The sequence below is a fragment of the Streptomyces sp. NPDC051109 genome, from assembly GCF_044455885.1.
Taxonomy (GTDB): domain Bacteria; phylum Actinomycetota; class Actinomycetes; order Streptomycetales; family Streptomycetaceae; genus Streptomyces.
Window position 1 is genome coordinate 172,713 of sequence record NZ_JBITFF010000006.1, and the last position, 16,762, is coordinate 189,474.

Below are 16,762 nucleotides of genomic sequence, written 5' to 3' on the forward strand. Positions count from 1 at the left end.
ACAACGTACGTCAAACCGCACCGAGTACGGCAATACCGTCCAGTTCGACCAGCGCGGGCTCGTCCCAGAGCCGGACGACCCCGATGACCGCCATGGCGGGGTAGTCGCGGCCCGCCAGCCGGCGCCAGATACGGCCCAGTTCGGGCGCGTGGATGCGGTACGCCTCCACGTCGACCGCGTACACGGTCACCCGGGCCAGGTCCGCCGGGGCGCCCCCGGCCGCGGCGAGGGCCGTCAGGAGGTTGCCCAGAGCGCGCTCGAACTGCTCGGGCAGGGTGTCCCCCACCACCTTGCCCTCGGCGTCGAGCGCGGTCTGGCCCGCGAGGAAGACCAGCCGGGAGCCGCTCGCGGCCACGGCGTGGGAGAAACCCGTCGGCGGGGAGAGCTCCGCCGGATTGATCCGCTCCGGGCTCACCGGTAGAGCTCCTTCGCGATGATCGTGCGCTGGACCTCGCTCGCGCCCTCGTAGATCCTCGGGGCCCGGACCTCGCGGTACAGGTGCTCCAGCAGGTGGCCCCGCTGGAGGGCGACGGCCCCGTGCAGCTGGACCGCGTGGTCCACCACGTACTGGGCGGTCTCCGTGGCGAGCAGCTTCGCCATCGCCGACCGGCGGGGGACTTCCGGCGAACCGGCGTCGTACGCCCCCGCCGCCGCGTAGACCAGGAGCCGCGCGGCCTCGGTACGGGTGGCCATCTCGGCCACCCGGTGGCCCACCGCCTGGAGGTCGCCCAGGACCCCGCCGAACGCGCGCCGCGCCGCCGTGTACGCCAGCGTCGCGTCCAGGGCGGCACGGGCCATGCCGACGGCGAAGGCGCCCACGCTCGGCCGGAAGAGGTTCAGCGTCTCCATCGCCACCCGAAAGCCCCGGCCGGGCTCCCCGAGCAGGTCCTGCGGGCCGACCGGGACCCCGTCGAAGGACAGCCTGCCGATCGGATGCGGGGAGAGCATGTCCAGGGGCTCGCCCGAAAGCCCGGGGCGGTCGGCCGGGACCAGGAAGGCGGTGACCCCCTTGGCGGCCGGACCCTCGCCCGTCCGGGCGAACACGGTGTAGAAGTCCGCCTCGGGGGCGTTGGAGATCCAGCACTTCTCGCCGCTGAGCCGCCACCCGCCCCCTCCCCCGGCGCCTCCGCCGCCTCCGCCTCCGCCTCCGCCCGTGTCCCGTACGGCATCCAGGGCCAGCGCCGCCGCGTCCGAGCCCGCCCCCGGCTCGCTCAGCGCGAAGGCCGCCACCGCCCGCCCGGCCCGCACCTCCGGCAGCCAGCGCTCCCGCTGCCGCGGCGTGCCCGAGCGGAGCACCGGATGCGCCCCGAGGCCTTGCAGGGCCAGGGCGGTCTCCGCCTCCGTGCACCCGTACGCGAGGGATTCGCGCAGCAGGCACAGCTCCAGTGCCCCCGAGGTGAAGACCCGCTCCAGCAGGCCCAGCTCGCCCAGCGCCGCGAGCAGCGGGCGGTTGACCCGCCCCGGTTCCCCCTTCTCGGCCAGCGGCCGCAGCCGGTCCGCCGCCAGCGCGCGCAATCGCCCGCACCACTCCTCTTGTTCCGCCCCGAGCGCGAATCCGTTCATCCGAACATCCCCGGTTCTATCGCGTCCTGTTGACTGCCGTCACCATCACGATACGCTCGTAGCGCACCCGCACGGCCTGCTCCGCCACTTCGGTTCCCCACCCGGGGAGCCGCTGTCGTTGCAAGGGGGCGAACCCGCCTTGGAGCTCAAGCCTTCCGCCCACGCCGACACCTTCGCGCGCGACCATCTGCCGCCGCCGCACGCCTGGCCGCGGCTCCTCTTCGAGCTCCCCGAACTGGCCTACCCGGACCGGCTCAACTGCGGCGCCGAGCTGCTCGACGCCACCATCGACCGGTTCGGGCCCGACCGCCCCGCCTTCCGCAGCGGCACCGGCGAGGTGTGGTCGTACGGCGGGCTGCGCAGGCGCGTGGACCGCATCGCCCACGTGCTCACGGCCGACCTCGGCGTGGTCCCGGGGAACCGGGTGCTCCTGCGCGGCCCCACCGGCCCCTGGCTCGCCGCGTGCTGGCTGGCGGTGATGAAGGCGGGCGCGGTGGCGGTGACCGTTCTCGCCCAGCAGCGGGCGCAGGAGCTGGCCACGGTCTGCGCGATGGCCCGGGTACAGCACGCGCTGTGCCACGTGGGCGTGCTGGACGACCTGGCCAAGGCCGAGGTCCCCGGCCTGCGGATCACCCCGTACGGCGGCGAGGGGGCGGACGACCTGCTCCGGCTGGCCGAACGGCACCCGGCCCCCTTCCCCGCCGTCGAGACCTCCGGCGACGACGTGGCCCTGATCGCCTTCACCTCGGGCACCACCGGCCGGCCCAAGGGCTGCATGCACTTCCACCGCGATCTGCTCTCCGTCGCCGACACCTTCTCCCGCAGCGTCCTGCGCCCCCGCCCCGACGACGTCTTCGCGGGCAGTCCGCCGCTCGGCTTCACCTTCGGCCTCGGCGGCCTGGTCGTCTTCCCGCTGCGGGCGGGCGCCTCGGCGCTCTTGCTCGACCAGGCGGTCCCGCGCCGGCTGCTGCCCGCCCTCGCCGAGCACCGGGTCACGGTGCTGTTCACCGCGCCCACCGCGTACCGGGCGATGCTGGACGAGCTGGGCCCGTACGACGTGGGCACGTACGACCTGTCCGCGCTGCGCCGCTGCGTCTCGGCGGGCGAGAACCTCCCGGCGGCCACCTGGCAGGCCTGGTACGAGCGCACCGGACTGCGGATCATCAACGGCATCGGCGCCACCGAGCTGCTGCACATCTTCATCTCGGCGGCCGACGAGGACATCCGCCCGGGAACGACCGGCCGCGTGGTGCCGGGCTGGCAGGCCCGGGTGGTGGACGCCTCCGGCCGCCCGGTCGCGGACAACGAGCCGGGACTGCTGGCCGTACGCGGCCCGGTGGGCTGCCGCTACCTGGCGGATCCACGCCAGGAGGAGTACGTGAGGGACGGCTGGAACCTGACCGGGGACACCTACGTCCGCGATCCGGAAGGCTACTTCCGGTACGTCGCCCGCGCCGACGACATGATCGTCTCGGCCGGCTACAACATCGCGGGCCCGGAGGTGGAGGAAGCCCTGCTGCGTCACCCGGACGTGGTGGAGGCCGCGGTGGTGGGCCGCCCGGACGAGCGACGCGGGCAGATCGTGGTGGCGTACACCGTCGCGCGGCCGGGCGCGGCGCTGCGCGAGGAGGACCTGCGCGCGTTCGTGCGGGCGGAGCTGGCTCCGTACAAGTGCCCGCGCGCCTTCGTCTTCCTGCCGGCGCTCCCCCGGACGGCGACCGGGAAACTGCAGCGGTTCCGGCTGCGCGATCTAGAGTAGGCCCGTGGCCGAGCAGCACACCCCGCGATCCCTGATCGTCACGTTCTACGGCGCCTACGGGCGGGCCTTCGAGGGTCCGGTTCCGGTGTCCGCGCTGGTCCGCCTGCTGGGCGCGGCCGGAGTGGACGCCCCGTCGGTCCGCTCGTCGGTGTCCCGGCTGAAGCGGCGCGGTTTCCTGCTGCCCGCGCGCGCCGCGGACGGCTCGGCGGGGTACGAGCTCTCCGCGGAGGCCCGGCAGCTGCTGGACGACGGCGACCGGCGGATCTACGGGGAGCGCGGCGCGCACCCGGCGGGGGAATGGCTGCTGGCGGTGTTCTCCGTACCGGAGCAGGAGCGGCACAAGAGGCACCTGCTGCGCTCGCGGCTCGCCCGCCTCGGCTTCGGGGCGGTGGCACCGGGGGTGTGGATCGCGCCGGCGCACGTGTACGAGGAGACCGGGCACACCCTGGACCGGCTGTACCTGACGGCGTACGTGGAGCTGTTCCGCGGCGGCCACCTCGGCTTCGCCCCGACGGCCGAGGCGGTGGCCCGGTGGTGGGACCTGACCTCGCTGGCCAAGCAGCACGAGGAGTTCCTCGACCTGCACGAGCCGGTGCTGCGCGCCCTGCAGTCGGGCCCGGCCCCCACCGCGGAGGAGGCCTACCGCGGCTACCTGCTCGCCCTGGACTCCTGGCGGCGCCTCCCGTACGCCGACCCGGGGCTGCCGCGGGAGCTGCTGCCCGCGGACTGGCCGGGGGACCGCGCGGCGGCGGTCTTCACCGAACTGCACGCCCGGCTGCGGGACACCGGCGCGGGATTCGTGGAACCGTAGGCGGCGGGGGGTGTGTCACGCCGGGGTGTGACGAGAAACGATCTTCCTGCCGAGACGCCGCCCCCGCCTGCGCACTCACCGCGGGTCCAGGCGCCGGCCGGTTCGCCGCCGCCCGGATTCCGGCCGCGGCCCACCATGGCGGGCAAGCGGACGCGGTGGCGGGGAGTGGTGGCCGCGGCGCTGGGCGGCGCCGTCGCCGGCTGTCTCGCGCGCGACCTGGCCGCCGACGCCCGCGCCTCCTGTGACGCCGGCCGGGAGGCGGGCGGCAGGTTCGAGCTGTTCTTCGAGATGCTCCTGCTGGTCCCGGGGTGCGCGGTGCTCGCCCTGCTGGTCTGGCTGCCCGCCCGGCGCGTGAACCCGGCGGTGGGCGGCGTGGCGGCCGTGGTGCTGGTCCTGTCGGTGGTGGTCGTCTGGTACTTCGCCACGCAGGGCACGCCGGACGGTTACCGCGGGGAGTCGGGGCCGTGCGGGCCCGACAACGTGCCGCCGTGGTGGCCGGCCTGGCTCCCCTCGTGCCTCGTGAAAACCGGTGTGCGCGGGGAAGCGGTCCGGGCCATCATGGGCCATGACTTGGACGTTCACCCATGACCTGGCGGCCTATCGGGCCGCGGCGGGCCCGGCCGTGGCAGCCGAGCCCGTGGCCAACACCACCCTGTTGACCGTGCTCGACGCGCTGGAGCGGCGCGGCCCGGACGCCTACGGATCCGCCGAGCCCCTCTTCGGCTGGTGGACCGGCGCCGACGGGGGCGTCGCGGGAGCCCTGCTGTGCACCCCGCCGCACCCGCTGCTGATCGGGGTGCTGCCCGCGCAGGCCGTGCGCGAACTGGGGGCCGCGCTCGCCACCGAGCCGCTGCTCGCGGGGGTCGACGCGCTGAACGCCCGGCGCCGCGACGCGGAGGCGCTGGCCGCGGCCTGGGGCAGGCCGAGCGAGGTCACCGAGGAAAACCGGCTGTACCGGCTCGCCGGACTGCTCGCCCCGGATCCCGCCCCGGCCGGCCGGGCCCGGACCGCCACGGCGGCCGACCTGCCGCTGCTGATGGACTGGGCCGGGGCCTTCAAGCGGGAGACCGGTGAGCAGGGCGGCCCCTCCGAAGCCTTCCTGCGCGACCGGCTCTCGTACGGGGGCATGCTGCTCTGGGAGGACGCCGGGACGCCGGTGTCCATGGCCGGGTTCTTCCGCGCGATCGGCTCGGCCTCCCGCATCGGCCCGGTCTACACCCCGCCGGAGCTGCGCGGCCGCGGGTACGCGGCGGGGGTCACGCACGCGGTCAGCGAAGCGGCGTACGCGGCCGGCGCCGCGCAGGTGCTGCTCTTCACGGACCTGGCCAACCCGACCAGCAACGGCGTCTACCAGCGCCTGGGCTACACCCCGGTCGAGGACCGCATCGAGGTCGCCGCGCTGTGAGCCGGCCTCCGAGGGGCAGCTGTACGAGCCGTACGACCCGGACAACCCGTACGAGCCGCGAGCCGCGAGCCGCGAGCCGCGAGCCGCGAGCCGCGAGCCGTTGAGCCTCCCTCAGCCGCGCCCGGTCGGGGGTTTGCGGCTGCCGGCGCGGTAGGGGGCGGGCCAGGGCGCGGCCGGGCCCTCGTAGGACTGGTCGGCGGCCGCGTGCAGGGTCCAGTGCGGGTCGTAGAGGTGGGGGCGGCCGACGGCGCAGAGGTCGGCGCGGCCCGCCAGCAGCAGGGAGTTCACGTCGTCCCAGGAGGAGATGGCGCCGACGGCGATGACCGGGACGCCCAGCGCGTTGCGGATCCGGTCCGCGTACGGGGTCTGGTACGAGCGCCCGTACTCGGGGCGCTCGTCCGCCACCACCTGGCCGGTCGACACGTCGATGGCGTCGGCGCCGTGCGCGGCGAAGGCGGCCGCGATGTCCACCGCGTCCTGGGCGGAAGTGCCGCCGGGGGCCCAGTCGGTGGCCGAGATGCGGACGGTCATCGGCCGGTCGGCGGGCCAGACGGCGCGGACCGCGTCGAAGACCTCCAGCGGGAAGCGGAGCCGGTTCTCCAGGGCCCCGCCGTAGGCGTCCGTACGGTGGTTGGTGAGCGGGGAGAGGAAGCCGGACAGCAGGTACCCGTGGGCGCAGTGCAGTTCCAGCAGGTCGAAGCCGCACCCGGCGGCCCGTACGGCGGCGGCCGCGAAATCGGAGCGGATCGACGCGAGGTCCGCCGCCGTCAGCGCGCGCGGGACGGCCGAGACGCCCGGCCGGTAGGGCAGTTCGGAGGCGGCCGCCAGCGGCCAGTTGCCCTCCGGCAGGGGGTCATCCATGCCCTCCCACATGAGCCGCGTCGAGCCCTTGCGGCCTGAGTGGCCGAGCTGGACGCCGAGCGCGGTGCCGGGGGCGGAGGTGTGCACGAAGTCCGCGATCCGGGTCCAGGCCGCCGCCTGCTCGGCCGTGTACAGGCCGGTGCAGCCGGGGGTGATCCGGCCCTCCGCCGACACGCAGACCATCTCGGTCATCACCAGGCCGGCGCCGCCGAGGGCCCGCGCGCCCAGGTGCACCAGGTGGAAGTCCCCCGGCATCCCGTCGCCGTCCTGCGCGGAGTACATGTCCATCGGGGAGACCACGACCCGGTTGCGCAGGGTCAGCCCGCGCAGCTTCAGCGGCGTGAACATCGGCGGGGTGTGCTCGTCCGGGCAGCCGAAGTCCCGCTCCACGGCCCGGGTGAACCGCTCGTCGCGCAGCCGCAGGTTGTCGTGGGTCACCCGGCGGCTGCGGGTGAGCAGGTTGAAGGCGAACTGCCGGGCGGGCTGGTCGACGTACCCGGAGATGTCCTCGAACCACCGCATGCTGGCGGCGGCGGCCCGCTGGGTCGAGGCCACCGCCGGGCGCCGGGCGGCCTCGTACGCGGCGAGGGCTGCGGGTACGTCCGGCTCCGCCGCCACCGCTTCGGCCAGTGCGAGCGCGTCCTCCACCGCCAGCTTGGTGCCCGAGCCGATGGAGAAGTGCGCGGTGTGCGCGGCGTCGCCGAGCAGGACGACGTTGCCGTGCGACCACCGCTCGTTGGCGACCGTACGGAACTCGGTCCACGCCGAGCGGTTGCCGTGCAGCGGACGGCCGCGCAGGGCCTCGCCGAAGATCTTGGCGCAGCGGGCGGCCGATTCGGCCTCGTCGCACAGGTCGAAGCCGGCGGCCCGCCACACCGTCTCGTGCATCTCCACGATCACGGTTGAGGCGTCCGCGGAGTACGGATAGGCGTGCAGCTGCATGACGCCGTGCTCGGTCTCCGCGATCTCGAAGCGGAACGCGTCGAAGGCGAAGTCGGCGGCGAGCCAGATGTACCGGCAGTGCCCGGTCGTCAGCGTCGGGCGGAAGTGCGCGGCGCCGCTCTGTCGGGTCGCGCTGTGCACCCCGTCGGCCGCGACGACCAAGTCGTACGAGGCCGCCAGGACCGCGGCGGCCGGCGCCGGGGTACGGAACCGGAGCCTGACCCCGAGTCCTGCGCAGCGCTCGTGGAGGATCTCCAGCAGCCTGCGCCTGCCGAGGGCCGCGAAGCCGTGGCCGCCGGAGGTCAGCAGCCGGCCCCGGTGCACGACGTCGATGTCGTCCCAGCGCACGAACTCGGCGCCGAGAGCGGCGTAGACCACGGTGTCGGCCTGTTCGATGCCGCCGAGGGTCTCGTCGGAGAGCACCACGCCGAAGCCGAAGGTGTCCTCCGGGGCGTTGCGCTCCCAGACCTCGACCGTGTGGCCCTGGCGGGCCAGCAGCGCGGCGGCGTACAGGCCCCCGGGCCCACCGCCGACGACGGCGACCCGCAATGCGCTGCCTGCCGGCATGGCGCTACCTGCCCTTCCACTCCGGGGGCCGCTTCGTGGTGAAGGCGGCGTGGAACTCGGCGTAGTCCCGTCCGTTCATCAGCAGGGCCTGGGTGTTGGCGTCGAGCTCGACCGACGCGGCCAGCGGCATGTCGAGTTCGGCGGTCAGCAGCGCCTTGGTCTGCGCGTACGCGAGGGCCGGGCCGGCGGCGAGGTGCGCGGCGAGTTCGGCGGCCCGCAGGCCGGCCTTGCCCTCCTCGGTGACCTCGCTGAGCAGGCCGATGCGTTCGGCCTCCGGCGCGCGTACGGGCTCTCCGAGCATCAGCAGCCGGGTGGCGTGGCCGAGGCCGACGACGCGGGGCAGCAGGTACGCGGCGCCCATGTCCCCGCCGGAGAGGCCGACGCGGGTGAAGAGGAACGCGAAGCGGGCGGTGGGGTCGGCGATCCGGAAGTCGGCGGCGAGGGCGAGGACGGCGCCGGCTCCGGCGGCGACCCCGTGCACGGCGGCGATGACCGGGAAGGGGCACTCTCGGATGGCGCGCACCACCTGGCCGGTCATCCGGTTGAAGTCGAGGAGCTGGGCCGTGTCCATGGCGAGGGTGGCGCCGATGATCTCGTCGACGTCCCCGCCGGAGCAGAAGCCGCGCCCCTCGCCGCCGAGGACGAGGGCGCGTACGGACCGCTCGCGGGAGAGCTCGGCGAGCAGGTCGCGCAGGTCGGCGTAGGCGCCGAAGGTGAGGGCGTTGAGTTTCTCGGGGCGGTCGAGGGTGACGGTGGCCACGCCGTCCTGCCGGGTCACCCGCAGGTGGCGCCACCGTTCGGTCGCTGCTGTGGAACCGATGAAGGGGCTCACACGATCGACGGTATCACTGCATAGTGACTGCCGTCACAGAAACGCGACAGATGGGTGAGGGGTGCTTCGCGGGATCAAAACGGCACTCCGTATCGTTGAAACCGGAAGTTCCCCCTCCCCGCTCGCCCCACCGCTCACACCGCTGCTCCCCTGCCCCTGCCCCCTCGCTCCCGGAACGGAGGTCCCGCATGCCCGACGTCTTCGCCTGGCGCTTCCCGCTGCCCCGCACGACGGCCGCCGTGCCGATCGCCCGGGCCCTCGTCCGTACGGCGCTCACCGACGTCCCCGTCGTGCACGCCGACAGCGAGACGGCGGAGCTGCTGACCGCGGAGCTGGTGGCCAACGCCGTGGAGCACACCGCCGGGGAGGAACCGATCGAGCTGGTCGTGGAGCTGCTGGCGAACGGCTGCCAGGTCGAGGTCCACGACGGCGATCCGCGGCCGCCCGTCGCCCTCGGCCCGCCCGGCGCCCTCGGCCCGGGCGTCCACCCGGACGACCTGTTCCCCGACCCGTGGCAGGAGCACGGCCGCGGGCTGCCGCTGATCCGCGCCCTCAGCTCGGCATGCGGGCACCGCCCGACGGCGGACGGGAAGGCCGTCTGGTTCACCCTGGCGGCGCGGCCCGCATGACTATGCGGGTCCGGCCCCGTCCGAAAGACCCGGCCTAACCGGCGGCCGGCCCGGCGAGGGTCGCGACGAGCACGGCCTTGATGGTGTGCAGCCGGTTCTCGGCCTCGTCGAAGACCACGGAGTGCGCGGATTCGAACACCTCCTCCGTCACCTCCAGCGAGTCCAGCCCGTGGCGTTCGTGGATCTCCCGGCCGACCTTGGTGCCCAGGTCGTGGAAGGCCGGCAGGCAGTGCAGGAACTTCACGTCCGGGTTGCCGGTCGCGCGCAGCACGTCCATCGTGACGGCGTACGGGGCCAAGGCGGCGATCCGGTCGTCCCAGACCTCCTTGGGCTCGCCCATGGAGACCCATACGTCGGTGGCGACGAAGTCGGCCCGGTCCACGCCCTCGGCGACCTCCTCCGTCAGCGTGATCCGGGCCCCGCTGGCGGCCGCGAGCTCGCGCGCCCGCGACACCACGGACTCGGCCGGCCAGTAGGCCTTCGGCGCGACGATGCGTACGTCCATCCCGAGCAGCGCGCCGGTCACCAGGTAGGAGTTCCCCATGTTGAAGCGGGCGTCCCCGAGGTAGGCGAAGACGATGCGCTCCAGCGGCTTGGCGCAGTGCTCGGTCATCGTGAGCACGTCGGCCAGCATCTGGGTGGGGTGCCAGTCGTCGGTGAGGCCGTTGAACACCGGCACGCCGGAGTGGGCGGCGAGCGCCTCGACGGCCTCCTGACTGTCACCCCGGTACTCGATTCCGTCGAACATCCGGCCCAGTACCCGCGCCGTGTCCTTGACCGACTCCTTGTGGCCGATCTGGGAGCTGGCAGGGTCGAGGTAGGTGGTGTGGGCGCCCTGGTCGGCGGCGGCGACCTCGAACGCGCAGCGGGTGCGCGTCGAGGTCTTCTCGAAGATCAGCGCGATGTTCCTGCCCTGGAGGCGGCGCTGCTCGGCCCCGGCCTTCTTGGCCGCCTTGAGTTCGGCCGCGAGCTCGATCAGGCCGCGGAACTCGGCGGCGGAAAAATCGAGCTCCTTGAGGAAACTGCGGCCGACGAGGTCGGTGGCCATGGGGACACTCCAAGGGTCACGCTGACAGGGGATGCTGGAAGTCTATACGATCCCTTGTATTGATATACAGAGGGGGCTCAGACCGGATCCCGCTCCACCGGGCAGCTCATGCACCGCGGCCCGCCCCGCCCCCGCCCCAGCTCGCTGCCCGGGATCTCGATGACCTCGATGCCCTCCTTGCGCAGGTGGGTGTTGGTCGTCACGTTCCGCTCGTACGCCACCACGACCCCCGGCTCCACGGCGAGCACGTTGCAGCCGTCGTCCCACTGCTCGCGCTCCGCCGCGTGCACGTCCTGCGTCGCGGTCAGCACCCGGATCGAGTCCAGCCCGAGCGCGGCGGCGATCGCCCGGTGCATGTGCTCCGGCGGGTGGTCGGTCACCTTCAGCTCCTGCAGGCCCTCCCCCGGCTCGATCGTGTAGGAGCGCAGCATGCCGAGGCCCGCGTACTGAGTAAACGTATCTCCGTCCACCATCGTCATCACGGTGTCCAGGTGCATGAAGGCCCGCCGCTTCGGCATGTCCAGCGCCACGATCGTCTTCGCCGACCCCGCGGCGAACAGGCCGCGCGCGAGCATCTCCACCGCCTGCGGCGTGGTCCGCTCGCTCATCCCGATCAGCACCGCACCGTTGCCGATGACGAGCACGTCCCCGCCCTCGATCGTCGACGGGTAGTCCGCCTGCCCCTGCGACCAGTAGTGGAAGGCGCCGGAGGCGGTGAAGAGCGGGTGGTGCTTGTAGATCGCCTCGAAGTGCACCGTCTCCCGCTGCCGGGCCGGCCAGCGCATGGCGTTGATGGACACCCCGTCGTAGATCCAGGCGGAGGTGTCCCGGGTGAACAGGTGGTTGGGCAACGGCCCCAGCAGGAAGTCGTCCAGCTCCATGGCGTGGAAGCGGACCGACACCGGCTCCGCGTGCCGCTCCAGGTACTCGCGCTTGGTCATCCCGCCGACCAGCGCCTCGGCCAGCCCGGTCACCGGCAGCTGGTCGAAGACCGCACGCAGGTGGTCGGTGGCGAGCGGCCCGTACTCCTTCTCGTCGAACACCCGGTCCAGTACGAGGTGTCGGGCCTCCGGGATCTCCAGGGCCTCGCACAGCAGGTCGCCGAAGAGGTGCACCTCCACGCCGCGGTCGCGCAGGACGTCCGCGAAACCGTCGTGCTCCTGACGGGCCCGGCGCACCCACAGCACGTCGTCGAAGAGCAGCGCGTCCTTGTTGCTCGGTGTGAGCCGCTTCAGCTCCAGATCGGGCCGGTGGAGGATGACGCGGCGAAGCCGCCCGGTCTCGGAGTCGACATGGAATCCCATGGCGTACACGTTCGCAGACCGGACGGCTTTTTGACGTGGCGTTCGCTCAGGAGACGCGGCACAGCCGGCATCCCCCGCGGTCCCGGCGGCGCCGGCGGGATCAGTGCAGGCCGAGGAGGGCCGACGGGGCCCCGATCAGCTCCGGGGTGGTCAGGCCCAGCTTCGGTGCGGTCACGTTCGGGATGCCGTAGTTGCTGCCGTCCGGCATCGTCAGCGGGGCGCCGACGACCGCACCGGGGGTGCGGGCGAGCAGATCGGTGGCCGGGGACTCCAGCGCGCCCTCGCCGTCGGTCTTCGGGTCGCCGAGCAGGTTCGGCACCGGCGCCCCGACCAGGGTGCTGCCGAGCTGGGTGGTGATCGGCATCACCGGGAGGATCGGGCTGGGAAGCAGATCGCCCTTGTGGTACCGGGGGGCCTCCGGGGCGCCGACGACCGGCACCGGCACCGCGGTGGCCACGCGCGGGGTGTCCACGCCCAGTGTGGTCTCCACGGCGTCCAGGGGGACACCCACCGGCACCGAGTCGGCCACGGCCGGGGTGGCCGCTCCGGCCGCGGCCATACAGGTCATGAGTGCCGCAATGCTTCCGCGCGCGGTCATCTTCATAGGTGACGTTCCGTCCTTCCAGGGTCGCGGACATTCCGCTGCCCTGGATGAACGATCCCGCCGGTGCTTTTCCCGGCGTTCTCCGGGAAAGTTCCCCCATACGACCTAATTCGGGGCCGTACAGGGGCCTCACCTTTACGGCTGCGCGTGTACCGTCCCCCGCTCACAACCGGGGGTCGACCGGCTCCGATTCGAGGGCGAGCACTGCGAAGACCGCCTCGTGCACCCGCCACAGCGGTTCCTCGCCCGCCAGCCGGTCCAGGGCCTCCAGGCCGAGCGCGTACTCGCGCAGGGCCAGCGAGCGCTTGTGCCCCGGGAACCGCCGGCGCAACTGCTCCAGCTGCTCCGGACGCGTGTACTCCGGGCCGTAGATGATCCGCAGGTACTCGCGCCCGCGCACCTTGACCCCGGGCTGGACCAGCCGGCCCTTGCCGTCCCGGGCGTACGCCTGGAGCGGCTTGACCACCATGCCCTCCCCGCCCGCGGCCGTCAGCGCCAGCCACCAGTCGGTGCCCGCCCGTACGGAGTCCTCGTCGGCGGTGTCGACCAGGATCCGGCCGGTGCGGCGCAGCAGCCCGGTGCCGGCCGCCTCGTCGGCGGCGACGAGCCGGTCCAGCCAGAAGAGCTGCTCGTCGTGCGGCACGGCGGCCAGCGAGCGCCCGGCCGCCGCCAGCAGCTGGAACGGCGCGAACCGTACGCCGTCCAGTCCGTCCGTGGTCCAGCAGTAGCGCCGGTACGCATCGGTGAACCGCTCGGCGTCGGCTGCCCGCTCCCGCTGGCGGTCGAGCAGGTCGCCGGTGTCGATGCCCCGCTCCGCGGCCGCGGCCAGGGCGCCGAGGGCGTCCGGGAACACGGCGCGGGAGGCCGCGCCCACAGCGGCGTACTGGTTGCGCAGCAGGCCGGCGGACTTCAGCGACCAGGGCAGCAGCTCCCCGTCCAGCAGCAGCCAGTCGGTGGCCAGTTCCTCCCACAGGCCCGCGTCGGTGACGGCGCCGCGGAGCCGGGTGAGGACCTCCTCCGTGACCTCGGGGTCCTGGAAGAAGGGCCGCCCGGTGCGGGTGTAGACGGAACCGGTCGGTCCGTCGACACCGAAGCGCGCGCGGGCCGCCTCGGCGTCCTTGCAGACGAGGACGGTGGCGCGGGAGCCCATGTGCTTCTCCTCGCAGACGACCTGGGCGATGCCGTCCTTGCGGTACTGGGCGAAGGCCTCGGCCGGGTGCTCCAGGTAGCCGCTCTCCTCCGAGGTCGCGGTGGGCGCCATGGTCGGCGGCAGGTACGGGACCAGCCGCGGGTCCACCGCGAAGCGGCTCATGACCTCCAGTGCCGCCGCCGCGTTCTCCTCGCGCACGGTGACGTTGCCCAGGTGCCGGGTCTCCACGATCCGGCGCCCGTGCACGTCGCCCAGGTCGAGCGGGCGCCCGTCGTGGCCGCCCGGCGCCCCGGCGGCGAGCGGCCTGACCGGCTCGTACCAGACCTTCTCGGCCGGTACGTCGACCAGTTCGCGCTCGGGCCAGCGCAGGGCGGTCATCTTCCCGCCGAAGACGGCGCCGGTGTCCAGGCAGATGGTGTTGTTGATCCAGGCGGTGTCCGGGACCGGGGTGTGGCCGTAGACCACGACCGCCTTGCCGCGGTACTCCTCGGCCCACGGGTAGCGCACGGGCAGGCCGAACTCGTCGGTCTCGCCGGTGCTCTCCCCGTACAGGGCGTGCGAACGGACCCGGCCGGAGGTGCGCCCGTGGTACTTCTCGGGCAGGCCGGCGTGGCAGACCACCAGCTTGCCGCCGTCGAGCACGTAGTGGCTGACGAGGCCGCGGATGAACTCCCTCACCTCCTGGACGAACTCCTCCGGCTCGCGGCCGAGCTGCTCGATCGTCTCGGCGAGCCCGTGGGTCCGCTGCACCTTCGAGCCCTTGAGGTGGCGGCCGAGCTTGTTCTCGTGGTTCCCGGGCACGCACAGGGCGTTGCCGGAGCCGACCATGCCCATCACCCGGCGCAGGACGCCGGGGCTGTCCGGGCCGCGGTCGACGAGGTCGCCGACGAACACGGCGGTGCGGCCCTCCGGGTGGACGCCGTCCTCGTACCCGAGCTTGCCGAGCAGGGTCTCCAGCTCGGAGGAACAGCCGTGGATGTCACCGATGATGTCGAAGGGGCCGGTGAGGTGGGTGAGGTCGTTGTACCTCTTCTCCCGCACCACCTCGGCAGCCTCGGCCTCCTCCGGAGTGCGCAGCACGTGCACCTTGCGGAAGCCCTCGCGCTCCAGCCCGCGCAGCGAGCGGCGCAGGTCGCGGCGGTGCCGCTGGATGACGGCGCGGGGCAGCCCGGCCCGGTCGGGGCGGGTGGCGTTGCGTTGGGCGCAGACCTCCTCGGGCATGTCGAGGACGATGGCGATGGGCAGTACGTCGTGCTCGCGGGCGAGCTGGACCAGCCCGCGGCGGGCCTCGGCCTGCACGCTGGTGGCGTCGACGACGGTCAGGCGGCCGGCCGCGAGGCGCTTGCCGGCGATGTAGTGCAGGACGTCGAAGGCGTCCCGGCTCGCGCTCTGGTCGTTCTCGTCGTCGGCGACGAGGCCCCGGCAGTAGTCGGAGGAGATGACCTCGGTGGGCTTGAAGTGTCTGCGGGCGAAGGTGGACTTCCCGGATCCGGTGGCCCCGACGAGGACGACGAGGGACAGGTCGGTGACGGGAAGTACGCGGTTGCCGGTACGGGTCATGCGGCCTCTCCCTCCTTGGCGGTGTCGGCGGTGGTGGCGGTGGCGGTGGTGTGGGTGTCGGCGGTGCGGGTGTCGGTGGCGGTCTGGATCTGCGTGAAGACGGCCATCTGGGTCGGCGGCCCCACCTCGGGGTCGTCGTCTCCGACGGGTACGAAGGCGACCTCGTACCCGTGGCGGCCGGCCACGGAGGCGGCCCAGCCGCGGAACTCCTCGCGGTTCCACTCGAAGCGGTGGTCGCCGTGCCGGACCTGCCCGGCGGGCAGGGTCTCCCAGCGGACGTTGTATTCGACGTTGGGGGTGGTGACGAGGACCGTACGGGGGCGGGCCGCGCCGAACACCGCGTACTCCAGGGCGGGCAACCGCGGCAGGTCCAGGTGCTCGATGACCTCGCTGAGCACGGCCGCGTCGTAGCCGGCCAGCCGCTTGTCGGTGTACGCGAGCGAGCCCTGGAGCAGCCGGACGCGGCTGCTCTGGCGCTCCCCCATCCGCTCCAGGCGCAGCCGCTTGGCGGCCATGCCGAGAGCCCGCATGGACACGTCGACACCGACGATCTCGGTGAAGGCCGGCTCCTTGAGGAGGGCCTGCACCAGCTGGCCCTGTCCGCAGCCGAGGTCGAGGACCCGGGCCGCACCGGCGGCGCGCAGCGCGGCGAGGATCGCCTCACGGCGCCGCACGGCGAGCGGCGCCGGCCTTTCGTCGGCCTCCTCCACGGCGTTGTCGAGCTCCTCGACCTCACTGCCGTCGGCCTCGGCCAGGCGCAGCAGCTCCAACCGCTCCAGGGCGTCGCGCGTCAGCCTTTTGTGCCGGGCGAGGTAGCGGGCACTGATGAGCCCGGTCTCGGGGTGCGCGGCGAGCCAGCCGTCGCCTGCGCGCAGCAGCTTGTCGACCTCGTCGGGCGCGACCCAGTAGTGCTTGGCGTCGTCGAGCACGGGCAGCAGCACGTAGAGCTGCCGCAGGGCGTCGGCGATCCGCAGCTCGCCCTCCAGGACGAGCCGCACGTACCGGGAGTCCCCCCACTCGGGGAACTGCTCGTCGAGCGGCACGGGTTCGGCCTCCACGAGGTCCCAGCCGAGCGGATCGAACAGCCGGTGGACGAGCTCCGGGCCGCCGCGCGCGGGCAGCGCCGGTATCTCGATCCGCAGCGGACGCACCTGCTCCGGCAGCTCGGGCCGGGCGGAGCACTTGGCGGCCAGGGCGCTGCGGAAGACGGAACTGAGCGCGACGGCGAGCAGCGAGGAGGCCGCGTACGGGCGGTCGTTGACGTACTGCGCGAGCGCGGCGTCGGGCGCCCCGCCCCGCCCCTTGCCCTGGCCCCGCCGCACGAGCGCGACGGGGTCCACCTCCAGCAGCAGCGCCGCCGTGCACCGCTCGTCCGCGGCCTCGGGATAGAACACGTGGGCGACGCCGTGGGAGGTGGAGAACGCCTGCACCTTCCCGGGGTGCTTGTGCAGCAGGAAGCCCAGGTCGGTAGCCGGGTGCTCGGCACTGCCTGTGGTGGAGATCGTCAGGAACATGCAGCTCAGCATGGACGCAGCCCGCTGCCGGGGGCCACTGGATTTCCCCCCTCCCACCAGCCCCCCGCGACCCCGCGGTTCCCGATCCGGGCAAGTGGCCGACGGCCGCGCGGCGGGCGCTGTACGGTCCCCGGAACACGTCGTTCCCCGTGCCACAGCAGCCCCGTCGCCCAGGAGGGCCTCCCTTCGTGTACCCGCCGCAGCCCTACCCAC

14 protein-coding genes are annotated in these 16,762 nt (G+C 73.5%); 5 read left to right on the forward strand and 9 right to left on the reverse strand.

Going from position 1 to position 16,762, the window contains the following annotated elements; all coding sequences use genetic code 11:
* Window positions 1-10: 10 nt before the first annotated feature.
* The gene (locus tag ACIBAD_RS13935) at window positions 11-415 is read right to left on the reverse strand and encodes a RidA family protein (protein WP_134070402.1); all 405 of its coding nucleotides are present in this window, start codon (window positions 413-415) and stop codon (window positions 11-13) included.
* Window positions 412-1,563 (reverse strand): acyl-CoA dehydrogenase, encoded by a 1,152-nt coding sequence (locus tag ACIBAD_RS13940; RefSeq protein WP_134070404.1) that lies wholly within the window; start codon window positions 1,561-1,563, stop codon window positions 412-414. The genes ACIBAD_RS13935 and ACIBAD_RS13940 overlap by 4 nt, the downstream gene beginning before the upstream one ends.
* Before the next feature lie 139 nt (window positions 1,564-1,702).
* Here ACIBAD_RS13940 and ACIBAD_RS13945 point away from each other — a divergent pair, with 139 nt between their 5' ends.
* From ACIBAD_RS13945 to ACIBAD_RS13960, 4 genes are all read left to right on the forward strand, one after another.
* Window positions 1,703-3,322 carry an AMP-binding protein gene (locus ACIBAD_RS13945; RefSeq protein ID WP_398906619.1) on the forward strand — a complete coding sequence of 540 codons (1,620 nt, stop codon included), beginning with the start codon at window positions 1,703-1,705 and terminating at the stop codon, window positions 3,320-3,322.
* A 4-nt stretch (window positions 3,323-3,326) separates the two neighbouring features.
* Window positions 3,327-4,133: a PaaX family transcriptional regulator C-terminal domain-containing protein gene (locus ACIBAD_RS13950; RefSeq protein ID WP_134070408.1), complete on the forward strand. Its 807-nt coding sequence runs from the start codon at window positions 3,327-3,329 to the stop codon at window positions 4,131-4,133.
* Window positions 4,134-4,268: 135 nt separating this feature from the next.
* A complete protein-coding gene (locus ACIBAD_RS13955) occupies window positions 4,269-4,721 on the forward strand; it encodes a hypothetical protein (protein ID WP_398906622.1) in 453 nt (150 codons plus the stop codon).
* A complete protein-coding gene (locus ACIBAD_RS13960) occupies window positions 4,699-5,538 on the forward strand; it encodes a GNAT family N-acetyltransferase (RefSeq protein WP_134070412.1) in 840 nt (279 codons plus the stop codon). The genes ACIBAD_RS13955 and ACIBAD_RS13960 overlap by 23 nt, the downstream gene beginning before the upstream one ends.
* A gap of 111 nt (window positions 5,539-5,649) precedes the next feature.
* On the opposite strand, the gene ACIBAD_RS13965 is transcribed toward ACIBAD_RS13960, so the two are convergent.
* Both ACIBAD_RS13965 and ACIBAD_RS13970 read right to left on the reverse strand, forming a co-directional pair.
* Window positions 5,650-7,908 (reverse strand): bifunctional salicylyl-CoA 5-hydroxylase/oxidoreductase, encoded by a 2,259-nt coding sequence (locus ACIBAD_RS13965; RefSeq protein ID WP_398906625.1) that lies wholly within the window; start codon window positions 7,906-7,908, stop codon window positions 5,650-5,652.
* A 4-nt stretch (window positions 7,909-7,912) separates the two neighbouring features.
* The gene (locus ACIBAD_RS13970) at window positions 7,913-8,740 is read right to left on the reverse strand and encodes an enoyl-CoA hydratase family protein (RefSeq protein ID WP_030154434.1); all 828 of its coding nucleotides are present in this window, start codon (window positions 8,738-8,740) and stop codon (window positions 7,913-7,915) included.
* A 188-nt stretch (window positions 8,741-8,928) separates the two neighbouring features.
* On the opposite strand from ACIBAD_RS13970, the gene ACIBAD_RS13975 reads away from it, so the two are divergent.
* Window positions 8,929-9,369: an ATP-binding protein gene (locus ACIBAD_RS13975; protein ID WP_134070416.1), complete on the forward strand. Its 441-nt coding sequence runs from the start codon at window positions 8,929-8,931 to the stop codon at window positions 9,367-9,369.
* A 34-nt stretch (window positions 9,370-9,403) separates the two neighbouring features.
* Here the strand turns inward: ACIBAD_RS13975 and argF are convergent, their stop codons facing one another.
* From argF to ACIBAD_RS14000, 5 genes are all read right to left on the reverse strand, one after another.
* On the reverse strand, window positions 9,404-10,417 hold the full coding sequence (gene argF / locus ACIBAD_RS13980; RefSeq protein ID WP_134070418.1) for an ornithine carbamoyltransferase: 1,014 nt from the start codon (window positions 10,415-10,417) through the stop codon (window positions 9,404-9,406).
* Window positions 10,418-10,494: 77 nt separating this feature from the next.
* Complete coding sequence (locus tag ACIBAD_RS13985; RefSeq protein WP_166682032.1) at window positions 10,495-11,721, reverse strand: arginine deiminase; 1,227 nt, start codon at window positions 11,719-11,721, stop codon at window positions 10,495-10,497.
* Between the two features lie 100 nt (window positions 11,722-11,821).
* Complete coding sequence (locus ACIBAD_RS13990; RefSeq protein ID WP_398906630.1) at window positions 11,822-12,289, reverse strand: hypothetical protein; 468 nt, start codon at window positions 12,287-12,289, stop codon at window positions 11,822-11,824.
* A gap of 199 nt (window positions 12,290-12,488) precedes the next feature.
* Window positions 12,489-15,035 carry a polynucleotide kinase-phosphatase gene (locus tag ACIBAD_RS13995; protein ID WP_398906632.1) on the reverse strand — a complete coding sequence of 849 codons (2,547 nt, stop codon included), beginning with the start codon at window positions 15,033-15,035 and terminating at the stop codon, window positions 12,489-12,491.
* Entirely contained in the window at window positions 15,032-16,549 is a 1,518-nt protein-coding gene (locus tag ACIBAD_RS14000) for a 3' terminal RNA ribose 2'-O-methyltransferase Hen1 (RefSeq protein WP_398906634.1), read from the reverse strand. The genes ACIBAD_RS13995 and ACIBAD_RS14000 overlap by 4 nt, the downstream gene beginning before the upstream one ends.
* Window positions 16,550-16,762: the final 213 nt, after the last annotated feature.